Here is an 18,230-nt window from a genome sequence, read left to right on the forward strand (position 1 = left end):
GATCAGCCCCGGTCCAGCCGAGACGCCTTTTCGGCGATGCCCGAACGACCGGTGCGGCGTTCAAGCTCGTTGAGCACATCGCTCAGCGGAATGTCCGCTATGCCGAGAACGACAAGCCAATGATAGATGAGATCGGCGCTTTCCGAAACAAGCGCGTCCCGGTCGGCGCTGACGGCTGCGATCACCGTTTCGACCGCCTCTTCGCCGAGTTTCTGCGCTGCCTTGCTCATGCCGCGCTGAAAGAGCTTGGCCGTCCACGAATCCGGATCGCCGGAACGTGCGCGTTCGCCAATAATCTTCTCCAGTTCGGAGAGCGAGAACTCGGTCATGACGGCGTTTACAGCCTCTTCTTAGCCGGAAAGGCTCTAGGACCGATTACCCGGCGAGTCCAGCCGCATCGGCAGTCCGGCCTGAGCCATGTGCAGCTTGGCTTCGGCGATGCTGTAGGTGCCGAAATGGAAGATCGACGCCGCCAGCACCGCGCCGGCATGGCCGTCGCGAATGCCTTCGACAAGGTGGTCGAGCGTGCCGACGCCACCGGAAGCGATGACCGGCACGCGTACGGCATCGGCGACCGCGCGGGTAAGGGCTATGTCGTAGCCGGCCTTGGTGCCGTCGCGGTCCATCGATGTTAGCAGGATCTCGCCGGCGCCGAGATCGACCACTCGCCGAGCGAACTCGACGGCGTCGATGCCGGTCTTCTCGCGGCCGCCATGGGTGAATATCTCCCAGCGATCAGCCTCGCTCGCAGCGGACACTTTCTTGGCATCGATGGCGACGACGATGCACTGGTTGCCGAATTTGTCGGCAGCCTCGGCGACAAAATTTGGGGTCTTCACCGCCGCCGTGTTGATCGACACCTTGTCGGCGCCGGCCAGTAGCAGCTTCCTGATGTCGGCGACCTGACGGACGCCACCGCCAACGGTCAGCGGCATGAAACATTGTTCGGCGGTGCGGGCGATGACATCGAAAATGGTCTCGCGGTTTTCCGACGAGGCGGTGATGTCGAGAAAGCAGAGCTCGTCGGCGCCGGCCGCGTCATAGGCTTTTGCCGCTTCGACGGGATCGCCGGCATCGACCAGGTCGACGAAATTGACGCCCTTGACGACACGGCCGTTCTTGACGTCGAGACAGGGGATGACGCGGGCTTTCAGCATCAGATCCTCTCGATCGCCGCAAGAAAGTCGACAAGCAGCTGGCCGACGACGGGCGGAACTTCGGACTGAGAATCAAAGGCCGGGTCGTAGGCCGAGAGCGTCACGCCGACGATTGGGATTGACCTGGCCAGTCCGCAGGCAAGCTGCCGTAGCTGTTCCGGACTCGGGCCGCCCGGGTGCGCGTAGCGGTTCACCTGCAACACATCCGGATCGAGGACATCCAGGTCGAGATGCAGATGCGCCCGCACAGTCCCTGTCGCCGTGAGCTTTCCGATCATATCGAGTGCACCGGCACATTCGGTGCGCACGATCGGCAAAGTTTCCAGCAGTCGCTTTTCGTCGGGATCGAGGTCGCGGGCATCGACCAGCATGCAGCGCGCCGGGTCTATCGGCCGGAACGCCGGAATTGCTGCCGCCATCGGATGCCAGCAGAGCCCGAGCGTCGCCGCCAGCGCCATGCCGTCGAGAAAGCCGTAGGAGGACGTCTCCGGCGTGTTGAGATCGCCATGCTGGTCGATCCAGATGATCGAATCCGCAACTTCACCGGCGACCGCACCGGCGGCGGTCAGGCAATTTCCAGCAAGGATAATGGGGAAGCGTCCTCCATCGCGGGCGAGGTTAACCCTGGTCGCGACGGCGTTGCAGACGGCGAAGCCGGTTGCAATTTCGCGCCCCTGCTCGTCTCCGACCTTGCCGATATCTTCGACGGCGACGTCATGGCCAGCCACGGTCAGGGCTTCGACCAGCCCACCGCCGATGATGGCGTCCGGCCCCTGGCCGCACCCTTCGTGATAGTGCCCGCTGTCGTAGGGAGCAACGATAATCGAGACCTTCACGTTTCACACCCCTGCCATCGGTTTGCCACGCAGGATCGCCAATGCCTCGGCCGGGTCGATGCGGCCGTCGTAGAGGGCGCGTCCGGAGATCGCGCCTTCGAGCTTGCGGGCATCGGGCAGGGTCATGCGCACGATGTCGGCGATCGAGGCGAGCCCGCCCGAGGCGATAACCGGGATCGACACCGCGTCGGCGAGATCGATGGTGGCGTCCCAGTTGATGCCGGTCAGCACACCGTCGCGGTCGATATCGGTGTAGATGATGGCGGCGACGCCGGCACCCTCGAATTTCCTCGCCAGTTCAATGACGCCGAGGCTCGAGGCTTCAGCCCAGCCTTCGACCGCGACCTTGCCGCCCTTGGCGTCGATGCCGACGGCGATCTTGCCCGGGAATGCCTTGCAGGCCTGCCTGACCAGATCCGGATCGCGCACCGCCACGGTGCCAAGAATGACGCGGGCCAGCCCACGGTCGAGCCAGTCCTCGATCTGCGCCAGGGTGCGGATGCCGCCGCCGAGCTGCACCGGATTGCTCGTCGCCTTCAGGATGGCGCCGACCGCGGCGCTGTTGACGCTCTGGCCCTTGAAGGCGCCGTTGAGGTCGACGACGTGCAACCATTCGAAGCCCTGCTCTGCGAAGGCGCGCGCCTGAGCGGCGGGATCGTCATTGTAGATGGTGGCGGTCGCCATGTCGCCATGCCTGAGGCGCACGCATTTGCCGTCCTTGAGGTCTATCGCCGGAAACAGAAACACCTTCAGGCGCCTTCGACGATGACAAAGTGGCCGGTCGAGCCGGCGAGCCTGTACTTCAAGGCCTCCTGGTATTCAGGCGAGCCGTAGCATTCCAGCGCCTTTTCATAGGATTCGAATTCCACCAGCACGTGGCGATTGCCTGCCGGTCCTTCCGGGCTGGTGTACCGCCCGGCGCGCACCGGGAACTTCGCGCCGTATTTCGCGAAAGCCGCGGCATTGGCCTCGATGTACTGCTTGTAGATCTCGGGATCGTGGACATCGACCATTGCCATCCAATAGCCCTTCTTGCTCATGGTTCAGGGCCTCCAGCCTAGGAAATTGGTGATCAGCGCCAGGCCCAGCGCCTGGCTCTTCTCGGGGTGGAATTGCGTTCCGGCTAGGTTGTCGCGGGCGACAGCGGCCGTTACCGGGCCGCCATAGTCGGCAACCGCCAGCACCTCATCCTCCTTCCGTGCATCGAGATGGTAGGAGTGGACGAAATAGGCGTGCAGTCCCTTGCCACCCGTCGCAATGCCGGAAAACAGCGGATGCTTGCGCTTCAGGTCAATCGTGTTCCAGCCGATCTGCGGGATCTTCAGTGTCGGATCGGCCGGCGTGATCTCCTTGACGTCGCCGGCGACCCAGCCAAAGCCCTTTGTGACGGTCTTTTCCAGGCCTCGCTCCGACATCAGCTGCATGCCGACGCAGATGCCGAGGAACGGCCGAGCCTTGGCGATCGCCACCTCCTCGACCGCTTCCCACATGCCGGCGACCGCACGCAGTCCAGCGGCGCAATCGGCATAGGCACCGACGCCGGGCAGGACGATGCGGTCGGCGGTCCTGACCCGCTCGGCATCGGCGGTGAGTTCGATCGCGGCGGCAATGCCGGCTTCATGCGCAGCACGCTCGAAGGCCTTGGTGGCCGAGCGCAGATTGCCCGACCCGTAATCGATGATCGCCACCCTCATCTCAGGGCTTTCCCGGAATATGGTTCAGCCCCAGCGCCAGGCCCATCTGCGCCGACCGGGCATGTGCTGCGTCTGGGACGATGCGTTGCACCGTCGGTTGTTCATCCGACTGAGCATCGGCTTCCAATGCATAGCGGACGTCTGCGTCGTCGAGCCTGTCGGCCTCGACCACGCCCCATTCATGCCAGCCGCGACGGCGCAGGGCTGCGATCCGCAAGCCCTGCCCTTCCAGTCCGACAAAGAGCATGACAAGCAGGGATAAAAGCGAGCCGGCTGTTTCCAGGTCCAGCCTTTCGCCCAGCATCGAGAGCAGGCCCATGGCGACAAACGCCAATGCCGCCTCGACCCACAGCCGGTGCCAGGCCAGCCACAGCGGCGGCACTAGGAAGCCGAGCCAGGCAAAGCCGTCACGGATAAAGGTAGTGTCCACGCTTTCGCTGCGGCCTGGCGGCTCCATTACGACATAGATGGCCATGGCGTTACCCTTTCAGGGATCCCTTGGTGGAGGGAACCGCGTCCGGCTGGCGCAGGTCGCGCTCAAGTGCCGAACGCAACACACGCGCCACGGCCTTGAAGCAGGTCTCGGCGACGTGGTGGTTGTTGGCGCCGTAATGATTGGTGACATGCAGCGTGATGCCGGCATTCTGCGCCAGCGCGTGGAAGAATTCGCGCACCAGCTCGGTGTCGAACGTACCGATCTTCGGCGACGAGAATGAAACATTCCAGACCAGAAAAGGCCGGCCGGAGACATCGATTGCCGCCCGCGTCAGTGTCTCGTCCATGGCGAGATCGATCGAGGCGTAGCGCATGATGCCGCGCCGCTCGCCCAATGCCTTGGCCAGCGCCTGGCCGAGCGCAATGCCCGTATCCTCGACCGTGTGGTGGTCGTCTATGTGCAGGTCGCCCTTGGCCCTCACGGTCATGTCGATCAGCGAATGGCGCGACAACTGGTCCAGCATATGGTCGAAGAAGCCGACGCCCGTCGAAATGTCGGATTTGCCCGAGCCGTCGACCTGAACCGATACGGCGATGTCGGTTTCCCTGGTCTTGCGGCTTATCTCGGCGGAACGGGGCGCCATGACCTCATCCTTGTCTCAGATTTTGCACGATTCAGGCGTTCACATGCCTGAAAACGAAAGCCTTCTAGCAGCATGATCCGGCGATTGCCAGTTACCGCTGCGGAGCCCGATCCGACCCGGTGGATGGCCGGTTTGCAATCGTCCGGCCTATGCATACATATGGCCGATCAAGTCACTCGTAACGCGCCGATCGCCTCGATGGGATCGGTGCTTATCGGAGCAGAAAATGTCGAATGAACTGACCATGCATGCCACGACCATCCTGACCGTGCGCAAGGGCGGCAAGGTGGTGATCGCCGGCGACGGCCAGGTCAGCCTCGGCCAGACCATCATGAAAGGCAACGCCAAGAAGGTGCGCCGCATCGGCAAGGGCGGCAACGTCATCGCCGGTTTCGCCGGCGCCACCGCCGATGCCTTCACTCTGCTCGAGCGGCTTGAAGCCAAGCTCGAACAATATCCCGACCAGCTGACACGCGCCTGCGTCGAGCTTGCCAAGGACTGGCGCACCGACCGCTATTTGCGGCGGCTGGAAGCGATGATGCTGGTGGCCGACAAGTCGGTGTCGCTGGCGCTGACCGGCACCGGCGACGTGCTGGAGCCCGAATTTGGCGTCATGGCCATCGGCTCGGGCGGCAATTACGCGCTGGCAGCGGCACGCGCGCTGGTGGACAGCGACAAGGGCGCAGAGGAGATCGCCCGCAAGGCGATGCAGATCGCGTCAGACATTTGCGTCTACACCAACAACAACTTCGTCGTCGAAACCCTCGATGCCGCCTGAGCGGAGCCTCCGCTATGGTTTTCGGCCGGTGACCCAGAGGGACCTGCCGATGATCGCCGGCTGGCTTGCCGAGCCGCATGTCGCCGAATGGTGGAACGACCCAGAGACCGAGATTGCGGAGATCCGCGAGCATATCGACAGCATTTCGGTCGAGCCGCTGATTATCGAGCTCGACGGAAAGCCCATCGGCTATTTGCAGAGCTACGATCCGCATCTGGAGGACGGCCATCCCTATAGCGACCAGCCGTTCGGCACGCTCGGCATCGATCTGTCGATCGGCGTGCCGGAGCTTGTCGGGGTCGGCCACGGCTCGGCGATCGTCCGGCAGTTCGTCGAGCAGCTTTTCGAGGAAGGTACGCCGCGCGTCATCATCGACCCGGACCCCGCCAATGCACGGGCTATCCGTGCCTATGAAAAGGCCGGTTTCACGGCTATCGATCGCAGGAAGTCGGAATATGGCGATGCCGTGCTGATGGCGATTGATGCCCCAGAGGGTTATGCCGAACAGGGTGACGCAGAAGAGGGGCAATAGCAGCATGAGCGTATCCAGCGACAAAACCGTCTCGGCCTACTACGACAGTTGGCGAATGGGGCTTCTGCTGGTTCTCGGCCTGGTCATCTTCCAGGCCGGGGTCCTCTACGGCATGGGGCGGACGCCGATCTGTACCTGCGGCTACGTCAAGCTGTGGCACGGCATTGTGCAAAGCTCGGAGAATTCCCAGCATATTTCGGACTGGTACAGCTTCTCGCACATCATTCACGGCTTCCTGTTCTATGCGCTGGCGTGGTTCGTTTTCCCGCGCTCGCCGATCGGGCTCAGGCTGGCCTTTGCGGTGGTTATAGAGGGCGGCTGGGAGCTGCTCGAGAACAGCCCTTTCATCATCGATCGCTATCGCGCCGGCACGATCTCGCTCGACTATTATGGCGACAGCATCATCAATTCGGTGTCGGACACGCTGGCCATGGTGCTGGGGTTTGTCATGGCGCGAAGGCTTCCTATATGGGTGATCGTAACCCTCGCCCTCATCTTCGAATTCGGTGTCGGCTATCTCATCCGGGACAATCTGACACTCAACGTGATCATGCTGCTGCATCCGTTCGAGTCCGTTCGGCAGTGGCAAACTGGAATTTAGTGACATGAGCACCTTCTCTCCTCGCGAAATCGTTTCGGAACTCGACCGCTTCATCATCGGCCAGAAAGACGCCAAGCGTGCCGTGGCGATTGCCTTGCGCAACCGCTGGCGCCGCCAGCAGCTCGAGGGCCAGATGCGCGAAGAGGTGATGCCGAAGAATATCCTGATGATCGGCCCGACCGGCGTCGGCAAGACCGAGATTTCGCGCCGCCTGGCACGCCTTGCCGGTGCGCCTTTCGTCAAGGTCGAAGCCACCAAGTTCACCGAGGTCGGTTATGTCGGCCGCGATGTCGAGCAGATCATCCGCGACCTGGTCGAGATCGCCATCGGGCTGGTTCGCGAGAAGATGCGCGAGGACGTCAAGGCGCGTGCCCACATCAACGCCGAGGAACGGGTGCTCGAAGCGCTCGTCGGCAAGACGGCGAGCCCGGCCACCCGTGACAGTTTCCGCAAGAAGCTGCGCGACGGCGAGCTCGACGACAAGGAGATTGAGATCGAAGTGGCCGATACCGGCAATGGCGGCATGCCCGGCTTCGAGATCCCCGGCATGCCGGGCGCCAATATCGGCGTGCTCAACATCAACGATATGCTGTCGAAAGCGATGGGCGGCAAGAAGACCAAGTTGCGCAAGACGACCGTCAAGGAGTCCTACGGGCTGTTGATCAGCGACGAGTCCGACAAGCTGCTCGATCAGGACGAAGTAGTGCGCAGGGCACTCGAATCGACCGAGAATGACGGCATTGTCTTCCTTGACGAGATCGACAAGATCGCCTCGCGCGAAGGCGGCATCGGTGCCGGTGTTTCGCGTGAAGGTGTGCAGCGCGACCTGCTGCCGCTGGTCGAAGGCACCACGGTTGCGACCAAATACGGACCGGTGAAGACCGACCACATCCTGTTCATCGCCTCGGGTGCGTTCCACGTCGCCAAGCCCTCCGATCTGCTGCCGGAATTGCAGGGCCGCCTGCCGATCCGCGTCGAGCTGCGGGCGCTGGAGAAGGGCGATTTCGTCCGCATCCTCACCGAGACCGAAGCCAGCCTGATCAAGCAGTATATCGCGCTGATGAAGACCGAAGGCGTCGATCTGGTCTTCACCGACGACGCCATCGATTCGTTGGCCGGCATCGCCGTGGACCTCAACGCCAGCGTCGAGAATATTGGCGCCAGGCGGCTGCAGACGGTGATGGAACGGGTGCTGGACGATATCTCCTATGACGCGCCGGACCGCAACGGCACCTCGGTGACCATCGATGCCGCCTATGTCGAGAAGCATGTCGGTGACCTCTCCAGAAACACGGACTTGTCGCGTTTCATCCTGTAGGAGACGCTTCATTCTCGAAGAGGGTCGGGGAATTGCTCCCGGCCTCCCCAATTTGGCCCAGCATTCCCGATGTGTGGCCAAATGGAAGCATCCGGCAAGCTTTCGTCCCGTCGGGTGCAGGCGTCTCTCGACTCCCGGTGGAGCATTACCTAGTTTGCCGGCGACTATTTGGGCGGCGGCGCATGAAAAAACTAATCCTCGTCATTTTGGGGCTGACGCTGGCGGCAGCCATGTTCGCCGCACAAGCGGCAACGATGGTGCCGCCGGGCAACCGCAACACCGAGCAGCCCGACATACCGGGCGCTTCGAGCCGGCGCACCCAGGCGACCAACACCACCTTCCAGGCGAAATACCGCAAAGTCTTTGCGCTGCTCCAGAACGATGCCGAGCTGCGCGGTAAGATCAAGCAGGCAGCCGCGGCCTATGACATCGACCCAATGCATATCGTTGGAGCCATCGTCGGCGAGCATACCTATAATGTCGATGCCTATGACCGGCTGCAGACCTATTACGTCAAGGCGATCTCGTATCTGTCGAGCAAGCTCTCCTTTGCCTATGATGGCGAGGACATCACCGATTTCGTGCAACGGCCGCAATTTGCGAAATGCGCAGGGAAGTCCGACAGCTACGATCTGTGGGAGTGCCGCGAACAGGTGTGGAACCGGTCGTTCCGCGGCAAAACCGTCAACGGCGAGAGCTTTCCCAACGACCGCTTCGGCGCCACTTTCTTCCAGCCTTATTATGCCGGCCAGACTTTTGGCCTTGGCCAGCTCAATCCGCTGACGGCACTGCAGATGAGCGATCTCGTGCACAAGGTTTCCGGCCTGCCGGAACTCGACGTCGGTGACCCCAATGCGGTCTACAAGACGATCATGGACCCTGACCTGACACTGCCTTATGTCGCGGCGACGATAAGGAAGTCGATCGACGCCTATAAAAGCATTGCCGGCTTCGACATCTCAGGCAATCCCGGCATCACGTCGACGCTCTACAATGTCGGCAATCCCGAACAGCGCGCCTATGCGCTGAAAGCCGAGAACGACAAGCGCCGCGCTGCGGGCGAGCCGGAAAAGCTGCCCGAGGAAAATTACTATGGCTGGCTGGTCAACGACAAGCTGCCGGAGCTGAAAGCGCTGTTTTAGCCGAACGCGTTCGGCCAATTATCCACGCGGCGGATCAAGCCGCCAGCAGCGATTTTAATTTGACCGCCTGCGAGACTAGCGCTTCCGGCGCCGGCCTTGCCTGCTTTGCAATCAGCATCTCGGCCAGCCTTATGTCGCGGGCGACCGCGTTGCCTGGGCCGATGCCGCTTGCCGCAACCAGCCTGCCGTCCTCGGCGAGGTGGAACAGGATGAAGGCGCCGTAGCCGAGGTCGCGGCGCACGATGCTGCGGCCTTCGTCCGACAGGCCGGCGATCTGCAAGGTCAGGCCGTACTGATCCGACCAGAACCACGGCACCGCCGCATGGGACTCGCCGGCGCCAAGCATATTCCTTGCGGCGAGCGCGCCCTGCTCCTGTGCATTGCGCCAAGCTTCGAGCCGCACGCGCCGGCCGCCATAGATGGCGAGCGGAAACGAACAGCAATCGCCGGCGGCAAAGATATCCCGGTCGCTGGTGCGAAGCTCGGCGTCGACGGCGACACCATTGTCGACGGTCAGCCCCGCCTCCGCGGCAAGTCCGGTCACCGGCACGGCGCCGATGCCGATCACGGCAAGATCGGCGACAATGTCGTGTCCACCGGCGAGCGCGATGCGCACTTCGGCGCCATCATCGGCAATGGCGGCGATGCCCTCGCCGCACAGGATTTTCACGCCTTCGGCTTCATGCGCCTGATGGATGATCTCAGCGATCTCGGCCGGCACGCCGCGCATCAAGATGCGCGGCTGCGCCTCGATAACTGTGACCGCCGCACCCAGTCTGCGTGCCGCCGCGGCAAGCTCAAGCCCGATGAAGCCGCCGCCAATGATGGCGATGCGATTTCCGGCGCTGAGATGGGCGCGAATGGCCAGCGCGTCGTTGAAGGTCCGGAGGTAGACGCAGCGCCCGCCAAGGCCCGGCATCGGCAGCTTGCGCGGCACCGAACCGGTCGCCAGCAGGAGCTTGTCGTAGGCCAGGACGGAACCGTCCGAGAGGCGCACGACATGCGCCGCGCGGTCGATCGCCACCGCCTGAACCGAATGGATATGCCTGATCGATCTTTCGGCCAGGATCGCGTCGGTGGCGATTGCCTTGAGCAGCGGCGCGTCGGCAACCATCGCGTCTTTCGACAGCGGCGGCCGCTCATAGGGCAGATGCGGCTCGTCGCCGACCAGCGTCACCGGTCCATCATAGCCGAGCTCGCGCAGCGCAAGGGCGGCGCGCCCGCCGCATTCGCCGGCGCCAATGATGACCATTCCCTTCGTCATCATCAACCGATCCGGACAAGGACTTTGCCGGCGTCGACCTTGACCGGATAGGTCCTGAGATCGACGCAGACCGGCGCGCCCCTGGCAGCCCCTGTCTTGTAGTTGAAGCGGCCATTATGCTTCGGGCATTCGATGATATCGTCCATCACCAGCCCGTCGGCCAGATGCACCTTCTCATGCGTGCAAAGCCCGTCGGTGGCGAAATACCCGTCGTCGGGGCTGCGATAGATGGCAAAGGTGCGGCCGCCATGGTCGAAGCGCATCACGTCCTCTTCGTCGATGTCCTCGGCGTCACAGGCCTCGACCCAGTCGCTCATTTACGGGTCCCTCGATGTTTGATGCCTTGGCATGGGCTTGTCATTCAGCAGCCACCGCAACAGCAGCGTTATCGCTGTGGAAATCCTCGCGATAGGGCCTCGCCGTCGGCGGCAGTTCGCGCTTGATGAAATAATCCTCATTGCGCAGCTGGCGCAGGAAAGCCGGTATCATCTCGCGGTAGCCGGCCAGGATGGACGGTGTCGGCGCCGGCAGATCGTGCTTGATCAGTTCGTGCAGCCTGGGCAGCGCATGATAGGGCACCATGGGAAACATGTGATGCTCGACATGGTAGTTCATGTTCCAGTAGATGAAGCGGCTTATCGGGTTCATGTAGACGGTGCGGCTGTTGAGCCGGTGATCGGTGACGTTTTCAGCCAGGCCGCCATGCTGCAGCAGGCCGACCATGACATGGTGCCAGGCACCGTAAAGCCTGGGCAGACCGACCAGCATCAGCGGCAGGAACGAGCCGGTATAGAGCGCCAGCGCAATGGTCGCGGCATAGATTGTCGTCCAGATGCGGGCAATGCGAATTGCCTTCGGCTGCTCCTGGTCGGGAATGAAGGTTCTTTCGGCCGGACTGACGATACCGGCTGCATTGCGCAGCATGTCGCTCATCGCCTGCCAGGCGTCGAGAATGCCGACGAAGTTGAGCACCACGCGCAGCAGATCGGGCGGACGCATCACCGAGATCTCCGGATCGCGGCCGACGATGATGGTATCGGTATGATGGCGCGTGTGGCTCCAGCGCCAGGTCACGGGATTGCGCATGATCATGAAGCAGGCGATCTGATAGACCACGTCGTTCATCCACTGCGTCCTGAAGGCGGTGCCGTGGCCGCATTCGTGCCAGCGTGAATCGGTGGAGGAACCGTAGAGGACGCCATAGACGAAGAAGAACGGCACGCACCACCAGCTGCCCCAGAACCAGGCGGCGCCGGCGCCGCTGAGGATCATGGTGCCGAGCCAGATGATGGTATCGCGGATCGCCGGGCCGTCGGAGCGCTGCATCAGCTCCTTCATCTGCTTGCGCGGCACGTCGGTGTGATACCACTCGGCCGCCGCCAGCCCGCTCTCGACGGCAAGCTTCGCGTCGCGGCCGATCAGGCTGTAGTCGCGTCGGGACGCTGCTGCGGAGCTCGTATTCCCGGTTCGGAGTCCAATATCCACCATAGCGGAGGCCTCGATCATGTTCGGTCAGCGTTCAAAATAACGCCGAGCCCTGATAGGCTCAATATCACAAAGATAGTTTCTATCATTTTCCATCAGAATGGTGTAAAAGGGCCAAACAGTGGAATGAGGCAGCGATGGCGAAACGGCCGACGATCACCGACCTGGCGCGCATTTCGGGGGTCAGCGTTGCCACCGTCGACCGGGTACTGAACAACCGCTTGCCGGTGCGCGAGGAAACCGCGCGCCGCGTCTATGAGGCCGCGACCAGCATCGGCTATCACGCAGCCGGATTGATCAAGCAGCGGATGCGCCATGAATTGCCCGAATACCGGCTCGGGTTCCTGCTGTTGAGACGGGAGGACGTCTTCTACAGTGAATTTGCCCGCGAGCTTGAACTGGCGGTATCGCAGTCGCCGCGCTTTCGCGGCGTGGCCACCATCGACTTCGCCGCTTCGCTGGCGCCGGACGAGATCGTCGAGCGGATGCGCAAGCTGGCCGCCAAATCCAGGGCCGTCGCCCTGGTCGGGCCTGATCACCCGACGCTGACGGTCGCCGTCGAGGCTCTCAAAGCCAATGGCGTACCGGTGTTCTCCCTGCTTTCCGACTTTGCGTCCGGTATTCGCGAGGGCTATGTTGGCCTGGACAATCGCAAGGTCGGCCGAACCGCTGCCTGGATGATCTCGAAGGCCGCGAAGAGACCTGGCAAGGTTGCCCTGTTCGTCGGCAGCCATCGCTTCCACGGCCATGAGCTTCGCGAGATCGGTTTTCGCTCCTTCTTTCGCGAGCAGGCGCCGGAATTCACTCTCCTCGAGACGTTGGTCAATCTGGAAGCGAACCAGATCACGCATGATGCAATGATCGAGCTTCTGGCCCGCCACCCTGATCTCGCCGGTTGCTATGTCGCCGGTGGCGGCATGGAAGGCGCGATCTCGGCGCTGAGGGAGGCAAAGCCGGCTGAGATGCCGGCGGTCGTCTGCAACGAGATCACGCCCGACTCCCGCGCGGCGCTGGCAGATAATTTCCTGACCATGGTGATCTCGACGCCACTGGCGGCGCTTTGCCGCGAGCTTGTCGGGCTGATGGCGCATGCCATCGAGACCGGCGCTGCGAATGCGCCGGGCCAGACCTTTCTGCCCTTCGACATTTATCTGCCGGAAAACATCTGACGTCGCGGTCATCGGCGGCAGACATGATGTAATCTATCAGAACGCTTTCAGGCCTGGCTTGCGTTAGCGTCCGTCTAAAAGCGCTCGAAATGCCGAAAATCCATTCCTCATGGCGAAATCTCGCTTGACGCCCAAGCGAAATGGAATAAATATTTCACCAACTGAGAATTTTGGTTCTTTCGTTCCGGAAGATCTGTTTCAGGCAAATGCCTCCGGAACTAAAAATGGCAATCGGGAGAGAATTCCCTGCGAGATCGGGGATTCCGGGTAGATCGGTGCAGCCGGACACCAATGTGGAGGAGAAATAAAATGAAAAAACTGCTTTTGGGCGTCGCGTTCGCGGCGCTGATGAGTTCGTCCGCCTTTGCTGCCAAGATCGGCGTGTCGATGGCGTTGTTCGACGACAATTTTCTCACCGTGCTGCGCAACGGCATGATTGAACAGGCCAAGGGCATGGACGGCGTCGAGCTGCAGGTGGAGGATGCGCAGAACGACGTCGCCAAGCAACTCGACCAGATCAAGAACTTCGCCGCCTCAGGCGTCGACGCCATCATCGTCAACCCAGTCGACACCTCGGCGACTCAGGCGATGTCGGACGCAGCCGCCGCTGCCAAGATTCCACTGGTCTATGTCAATCGCGAGCCGGTCAACGTCGACACGCTGCCCGAAAACCAGGCCTTCGTCGCCTCGAACGAAGCCGATTCCGGCACGCTCGAGACCAAGGAGGTCTGCCGCCTGTTCAAGGAGGCCGGCAAGACTGAAGCCAACGTCTATGTGATCATGGGCGAGCTGTCGAACCAGGCAGCGGTGCAGCGCACCAAGGACATTGACGACGTGATCGCCACGCCGGAGTGCAGCTTCATCAAGATCATCGACAAGCAGACGTCGAACTGGAAGCGCGAAGAAGCGCAGAACCTGATGACCAACTGGCTGTCGACCGGCAAGCCGTTCGACGGCGTCATCGCGAATAATGACGAAAGCGCCATCGGCGCCATCCAGGCGATGAAGGCCGCCAACATCGACATGAAGTCGGTTGTCGTCGGCGGGGTCGACGCTACCCAGGATGCGCTTGCCGCGATGCAGGCGGGCGACCTCGATGCGACGGTGTTCCAGGACGCGGCCGGCCAGGGTGCCGGCGCGCTTGACGCAGCGCTCAAGCTGGCGAAGGGCGAGAAGGTCGAGCACAAGGTCTACATCCCATTCCAGCTGGTCACGCCGGCAAATATCGACAAGTTCCTGAAGAAGAACTGAGGCGGACCTGTCCGATACGGAGCGGCGCGCCAAGGTAAGACAGCGCCGCTCCGCTTTTTCCCTCTCGGCCTGAACAGCGCCGAGTGGAGACCGTGGCTGACGGAGGAAGCACGATTGGCACAGACATCTCACGGCGTCGGCGGGCTCAGCTATGATGCGAAGCGGCGCGCATGGCCGGCCGAATTCAACGTCTTCCTGGCGCTCGTCATCCTGGTCGGCGCTTTCGAGCTGATCGGCCGGGTTTTCCTGGGCGACAGCTTCCTGTTCAACACCCGCGACAATATCGATGCGATCTTCAACGAAGCGCGCCTGCAGATCATCATCCTGCAGGTGTCGATAGTCGGCATCATTGCCATCGGCGTGACGCAGGTGATCATTACCGGCGGCATCGACCTGTCCTCAGGTTCGATCGTCGGCGCCACGGCGATGATAGCCATGAGCTTCGCCCAGGTGGCGACCGTCAATGGCAACCCGAACCCGAAGGCGATGTTCATCGCGCAGGGCTGGACCGACCTGCCGGTGATCGTGCCCGTGCTGGTCGCGATCGGCTGCGGCCTGCTGGCCGGCCTGGTCAACGGCGCTTTGATCGCCTACACGCGCATCCCGCCGTTCATCGCCACGCTCGGCATGATGGTCACCGCGCGCGGCATCGCCAAATGGTGGTCAAAGGGGCAGCCGATCTCGTTTCCGACCGAGAGTTTCGCCGCCATTGGCAAGGGGCTGATGCCGGTCATCATTTTCATATCGCTCGCAGTGCTGTTCCAGCTGATCCTGAGTTACACCAAATATGGCAAGCACTGCTATGCAATCGGCTCCAATGAGGACGCCGCGCGCATGTCCGGCATCAACATCGCCAACCACAAGATCCTCGTCTACGTCATTGCCGGCGTCCTCGCCGCGCTCGCCGCCGTGGTGCTGAGCTCCAAGAATCTCACCGCCCAGGCCGGCATGGGTGTAATGTACGAGCTCGACGCGATCGCCATGGCGGTTATCGGCGGCGTCTCGCTGTCGGGCGGCCGCGGTTCGATTATCGGGACAGTGATCGGCTCGCTGATCTTCGGCGTCATCATCTCCGGCTTCACCTTTCTGCGCCTCGACGCCTATTATCAGGAGATGGTCAAAGGCGTGATCATCGTCGGCGCAGTCGTACTCGACCAGTGGCGCCAACGCCTGCGGGCGATGAGGGCTTGATCATGTCAGACATCGTCCTGAAGACCGAAAACCTGACCAAGTATTATGGCGGCGTCCATGCGCTGGAGGGTGCCAACTTCGAGCTGCGCAAGGGCGAGCATGTCGCCATCATGGGCGACAACGGCGCTGGCAAATCGACCTTCGTACGCCAGATCACCGGCGTCGAGCAGCGCACCAGCGGCAGGATGTGGTTCGACGGCAAGGAAGTGAATTTTGCCGGCCCCATCGAAGCCCGCGAGGCGGGCATCGAGACGGTGTTCCAGAACCTGGCGCTCGCCGACGACCTCGACGTGCCGTCGAACCTGTTCCTCGGCCGCGAGCGGGTGCTTTTCAATCTCGGGCCCTTCTCGATCCTCGATCGCAAGTTCATGCGCAAGGCGACCGAGGCAGCCTTGGTCCGGACAGCGGTCAAGATCCCCAATCTTTCCAATACTATCCGCCACATGTCGGGCGGCCAGCGCCAGTGCGTAGCAATTGCCAGAACCGCGACCTTTGCTTCCAAGCTCATCATCATGGATGAGCCGACGGCGGCACTCGGCGTGCAGGAGACGATGCAGGTCGAAAACATCATCCGCACGCTGAAGGAGAATGGCGAACCGCTGATCCTGATCTCTCACAACATGCGCCAGGTGTTCGACCTGGTCGACCGCATCGTCGTTTTCCGGCGCGGCCGCATCGTCGCCAATTTGCGCAAGCAGGACACCGACGGCAACGATATCGTCTCCTACATCACCGGCGCCAAGACCGGGCAGGCGGAACTTGCGGCGTAACGGCCAACGCCGAGCCACAGGCGCTGACACGCCCTCCCTTCCGAACCATCCTCAAAGGAAAACTCTTCATGCCTCTTCGCTTTGCTCTTCTCGGTGCCGGCCGTATCGGCAAGGTCCATGCCCGCGCCGTCGGTTCCAATCCTGAGGCCAGGCTGGTCGCAGTTGCCGACGCCTTCGAGAAGGCGGCGACCGGTCTGGCCTCTGCCTATGGCGCCGAAGTGCGCAGCATCGATGCCATCGAGAAGGCCGGCGATATCGATGCGGTCGTCATCTGCACGCCGACTGATACCCATGCCGATCTGATCGAACGCTTCGCCAAAGCGGGTAAAGCGATTTTCTGCGAAAAGCCGATCGACCTCGACGCCGCCCGGGTGGAACGTTGCCTGGCCGTCGTCGACAAGGCCGGCGCCACCCTGATGGTCGGCTTCAACCGCCGCTTCGATCCGCATTTTGCCGCCGTGCGCAAGGCGATCGACGACGGCGCCATCGGCACTGTCGAAATGGTGACAATCACCTCGCGCGATCCCGGCCCGCCGCCGCTCGACTATATCGGCCGCTCGGGCGGCATCTTCCGCGACATGACCATTCATGATTTCGACATGGCGCGCTTCCTGCTCGGCGAGGAGCCGGTGGCGGTCAGCGCGCATGCTTCGGTGCTGGTCGACAAGAAGATCGGCGAGGCCGGCGACTTCGACAGCGTCAGCGTCATCCTCGAAACTGCCTCCGGCAAGCAATGCGTTATCTCCAACTCACGCCGCGCCACCTACGGCTACGACCAGCGCATCGAGGTGCATGGCTCGAAAGGCATGATTGCGGCCGAGAACCAGCGGCCGGTGTCGATCGAACTGGCCAATGAGAAAGGCTATACGCGGCCGCCGCTGCACGATTTCTTCATGACCCGTTATCTCGACGCTTATGCCAACGAGATCGCTGCCTTCATCGCGGCAGCGACGTCAGGCAAGAAGGCGGCGCCGAGCGGCAAGGACGGGCTGGTGGCGCTCAGGCTGGCGGATGCGGCGCTGAAATCGGCCAAGGAAGGCAAGACCGTCCGCCTCGACAAAACAATCTGACTATCAAGCACAGGAGCAAGGCGATGAACGGTTCAGCCGGTCGCAATTCCGAAACACGCGCCATCGTCACCGGCGGCGCACAAGGCATCGGCTTTGCTGTCGCCGAAGCGCTGGCCGATGAGGGCTGCCGGGCGCTGGCGCTGATCGGCCGCTCGCAGGAGAAGGGCGACAAGGCTGTCGCCATCCTCAAGGGGGCAGGCGTCGATGCCATCTTCATCAGCGCCGACGTCTCAAAAGTGGCCGACTGCAAGCGTGCGGTCGAAACGGCGATTGGCCATTTTGGTACCGTCAACGCGCTGGTCAACGCCGCTGCCACCTCGGCTCGCGGCTCGCTGGTCGAGACCTCCGAGGATCTGTTCGACCAGATATTCCAGACCAATGTGCGCGGCCCGTTTTTCCTGATGCAGGGCGTGGTGGCGCATTTGCTGGCGCGCCAGGCACCGGGCTCGATCGTCAACGTGCTGTCGATGTCGGCGCATTGCGGCCAGTCGTTCCTGGCGCCCTATTCGTCGAGCAAGGGAGCGCTGGCGACACTCACCAAGAATGTCGCCAATGCCTATCGCGGCAATCGCATCCGCTGCAATGCGGTGCTGCCCGGCTGGATGGACACCGAGGGCGAGGCGATCGTGCAGAAGAAATGGCACGACGCGCCGGGGGACTGGTTGGAGAAGGCCGAAGCCGCGCAGCCGATGGGCCAATTGGTGAAGCCGGCGCAGCTTGCCCGGTTGATCAGCTATATGATCAGCCCGCAGTCCGGCGTCATGACCGGGTCGCTGGTCGACTACGATCAGAGCATCGCCGGGGCGTCACCGGAATAACGCCGGCAAGTCTAGCGGAACGCCGCCCATCACTTCGTCATCCACGGGCGGAGCAAGGAGCGCAGCGACGCGACG

At 62.4% G+C, this 18,230-nt stretch carries 22 protein-coding genes; 11 read left to right on the forward strand and 11 right to left on the reverse strand.

Going from position 1 to position 18,230, the window contains the following annotated elements; translation table 11 throughout:
• Positions 1-2: 2 nt before the first annotated feature.
• Genes NKI59_RS00845 through hisB form a run of 8 tightly spaced genes read right to left on the reverse strand, consistent with a single transcriptional unit; the run spans position 3 to position 4,766 of the window.
• Complete coding sequence (locus NKI59_RS00845; protein WP_352645299.1) at positions 3-329, reverse strand: phosphoribosyl-ATP diphosphatase; 327 nt, start codon at positions 327-329, stop codon at positions 3-5.
• A 36-nt stretch (positions 330-365) separates the two neighbouring features.
• The gene (gene hisF / locus NKI59_RS00850; protein WP_023677537.1) at positions 366-1,160 is read right to left on the reverse strand and encodes an imidazole glycerol phosphate synthase subunit HisF; all 795 of its coding nucleotides are present in this window, start codon (positions 1,158-1,160) and stop codon (positions 366-368) included.
• Positions 1,157-1,993 carry an arginase family protein gene (locus NKI59_RS00855; protein ID WP_352634852.1) on the reverse strand — a complete coding sequence of 279 codons (837 nt, stop codon included), beginning with the start codon at positions 1,991-1,993 and terminating at the stop codon, positions 1,157-1,159. The genes hisF and NKI59_RS00855 overlap by 4 nt, the downstream gene beginning before the upstream one ends.
• A 3-nt stretch (positions 1,994-1,996) precedes the next feature.
• On the reverse strand, positions 1,997-2,740 hold the full coding sequence (hisA, locus tag NKI59_RS00860) for a 1-(5-phosphoribosyl)-5-[(5-phosphoribosylamino)methylideneamino]imidazole-4-carboxamide isomerase (RefSeq protein WP_023677535.1): 744 nt from the start codon (positions 2,738-2,740) through the stop codon (positions 1,997-1,999).
• Positions 2,741-2,742: 2 nt separating this feature from the next.
• On the reverse strand, positions 2,743-3,033 hold the full coding sequence (locus NKI59_RS00865) for a DUF1330 domain-containing protein (protein WP_023677534.1): 291 nt from the start codon (positions 3,031-3,033) through the stop codon (positions 2,743-2,745).
• Between the two features lie 3 nt (positions 3,034-3,036).
• The gene (gene hisH, locus NKI59_RS00870; protein ID WP_023677533.1) at positions 3,037-3,687 is read right to left on the reverse strand and encodes an imidazole glycerol phosphate synthase subunit HisH; all 651 of its coding nucleotides are present in this window, start codon (positions 3,685-3,687) and stop codon (positions 3,037-3,039) included.
• 1 nt (position 3,688) lies between these two features.
• Entirely contained in the window at positions 3,689-4,162 is a 474-nt protein-coding gene (locus NKI59_RS00875; RefSeq protein ID WP_023677532.1) for a DUF2628 domain-containing protein, read from the reverse strand.
• 4 nt (positions 4,163-4,166) lie between these two features.
• Positions 4,167-4,766 (reverse strand): imidazoleglycerol-phosphate dehydratase HisB, encoded by a 600-nt coding sequence (hisB, locus tag NKI59_RS00880; protein WP_352634850.1) that lies wholly within the window; start codon positions 4,764-4,766, stop codon positions 4,167-4,169.
• 226 nt (positions 4,767-4,992) lie between these two features.
• Between hisB and hslV the strand changes: the two genes are divergently transcribed.
• The 5 genes from hslV (at position 4,993) to NKI59_RS00905 (ending at position 9,137) form a co-directional block, all read left to right on the forward strand.
• The gene (gene hslV, locus NKI59_RS00885; protein ID WP_023677530.1) at positions 4,993-5,544 is read left to right on the forward strand and encodes an ATP-dependent protease subunit HslV; all 552 of its coding nucleotides are present in this window, start codon (positions 4,993-4,995) and stop codon (positions 5,542-5,544) included.
• Positions 5,534-6,076, forward strand: a complete 543-nt coding sequence (locus NKI59_RS00890; RefSeq protein ID WP_352701744.1) for a GNAT family N-acetyltransferase — start codon at positions 5,534-5,536, stop codon at positions 6,074-6,076. The genes hslV and NKI59_RS00890 overlap by 11 nt, the downstream gene beginning before the upstream one ends.
• Positions 6,077-6,080: 4 nt before the next feature.
• The gene (locus tag NKI59_RS00895; protein ID WP_352701746.1) at positions 6,081-6,677 is read left to right on the forward strand and encodes a DUF2585 domain-containing protein; all 597 of its coding nucleotides are present in this window, start codon (positions 6,081-6,083) and stop codon (positions 6,675-6,677) included.
• A 4-nt stretch (positions 6,678-6,681) separates the two neighbouring features.
• On the forward strand, positions 6,682-7,995 hold the full coding sequence (hslU, locus tag NKI59_RS00900) for an ATP-dependent protease ATPase subunit HslU (RefSeq protein WP_352454824.1): 1,314 nt from the start codon (positions 6,682-6,684) through the stop codon (positions 7,993-7,995).
• A 182-nt stretch (positions 7,996-8,177) separates the two neighbouring features.
• The gene (locus NKI59_RS00905; protein WP_352576350.1) at positions 8,178-9,137 is read left to right on the forward strand and encodes a DUF1402 family protein; all 960 of its coding nucleotides are present in this window, start codon (positions 8,178-8,180) and stop codon (positions 9,135-9,137) included.
• A gap of 34 nt (positions 9,138-9,171) precedes the next feature.
• Here the strand turns inward: NKI59_RS00905 and NKI59_RS00910 are convergent, their stop codons facing one another.
• From NKI59_RS00910 to NKI59_RS00920, 3 genes are read right to left on the reverse strand one after another with little or no spacing between them, the layout of a single operon-like run.
• Positions 9,172-10,401 (reverse strand): NAD(P)/FAD-dependent oxidoreductase, encoded by a 1,230-nt coding sequence (locus NKI59_RS00910; protein ID WP_352635044.1) that lies wholly within the window; start codon positions 10,399-10,401, stop codon positions 9,172-9,174.
• Between the two features lie 2 nt (positions 10,402-10,403).
• Entirely contained in the window at positions 10,404-10,718 is a 315-nt protein-coding gene (locus NKI59_RS00915) for a MocE family 2Fe-2S type ferredoxin (RefSeq protein ID WP_352454826.1), read from the reverse strand.
• A gap of 40 nt (positions 10,719-10,758) precedes the next feature.
• Positions 10,759-11,886, reverse strand: coding sequence for a fatty acid desaturase family protein (locus NKI59_RS00920; protein WP_352701749.1), 1,128 nt, complete (start codon positions 11,884-11,886; stop codon positions 10,759-10,761).
• A 137-nt stretch (positions 11,887-12,023) separates the two neighbouring features.
• On the opposite strand from NKI59_RS00920, the gene NKI59_RS00925 reads away from it, so the two are divergent.
• From NKI59_RS00925 to NKI59_RS00950, 6 genes are all read left to right on the forward strand, one after another.
• Positions 12,024-13,055: a LacI family DNA-binding transcriptional regulator gene (locus NKI59_RS00925; protein ID WP_023677522.1), complete on the forward strand. Its 1,032-nt coding sequence runs from the start codon at positions 12,024-12,026 to the stop codon at positions 13,053-13,055.
• A 309-nt stretch (positions 13,056-13,364) separates the two neighbouring features.
• Entirely contained in the window at positions 13,365-14,306 is a 942-nt protein-coding gene (locus NKI59_RS00930; protein ID WP_352451673.1) for a sugar ABC transporter substrate-binding protein, read from the forward strand.
• Positions 14,307-14,420: 114 nt separating this feature from the next.
• Positions 14,421-15,497: an ABC transporter permease gene (locus NKI59_RS00935; protein WP_292655972.1), complete on the forward strand. Its 1,077-nt coding sequence runs from the start codon at positions 14,421-14,423 to the stop codon at positions 15,495-15,497.
• 2 nt (positions 15,498-15,499) lie between these two features.
• Positions 15,500-16,267 (forward strand): ATP-binding cassette domain-containing protein, encoded by a 768-nt coding sequence (locus tag NKI59_RS00940; protein WP_254815918.1) that lies wholly within the window; start codon positions 15,500-15,502, stop codon positions 16,265-16,267.
• Between the two features lie 68 nt (positions 16,268-16,335).
• The gene (gene iolG, locus NKI59_RS00945; protein ID WP_352701752.1) at positions 16,336-17,337 is read left to right on the forward strand and encodes an inositol 2-dehydrogenase; all 1,002 of its coding nucleotides are present in this window, start codon (positions 16,336-16,338) and stop codon (positions 17,335-17,337) included.
• Between the two features lie 23 nt (positions 17,338-17,360).
• Positions 17,361-18,155 carry an SDR family oxidoreductase gene (locus NKI59_RS00950; RefSeq protein ID WP_352701754.1) on the forward strand — a complete coding sequence of 265 codons (795 nt, stop codon included), beginning with the start codon at positions 17,361-17,363 and terminating at the stop codon, positions 18,153-18,155.
• Positions 18,156-18,230 lie beyond the last annotated feature (75 nt).

The sequence above is a fragment of the Mesorhizobium sp. M0598 genome (genome assembly GCF_040320865.1).
Lineage (GTDB): Bacteria > Pseudomonadota > Alphaproteobacteria > Rhizobiales > Rhizobiaceae > Mesorhizobium.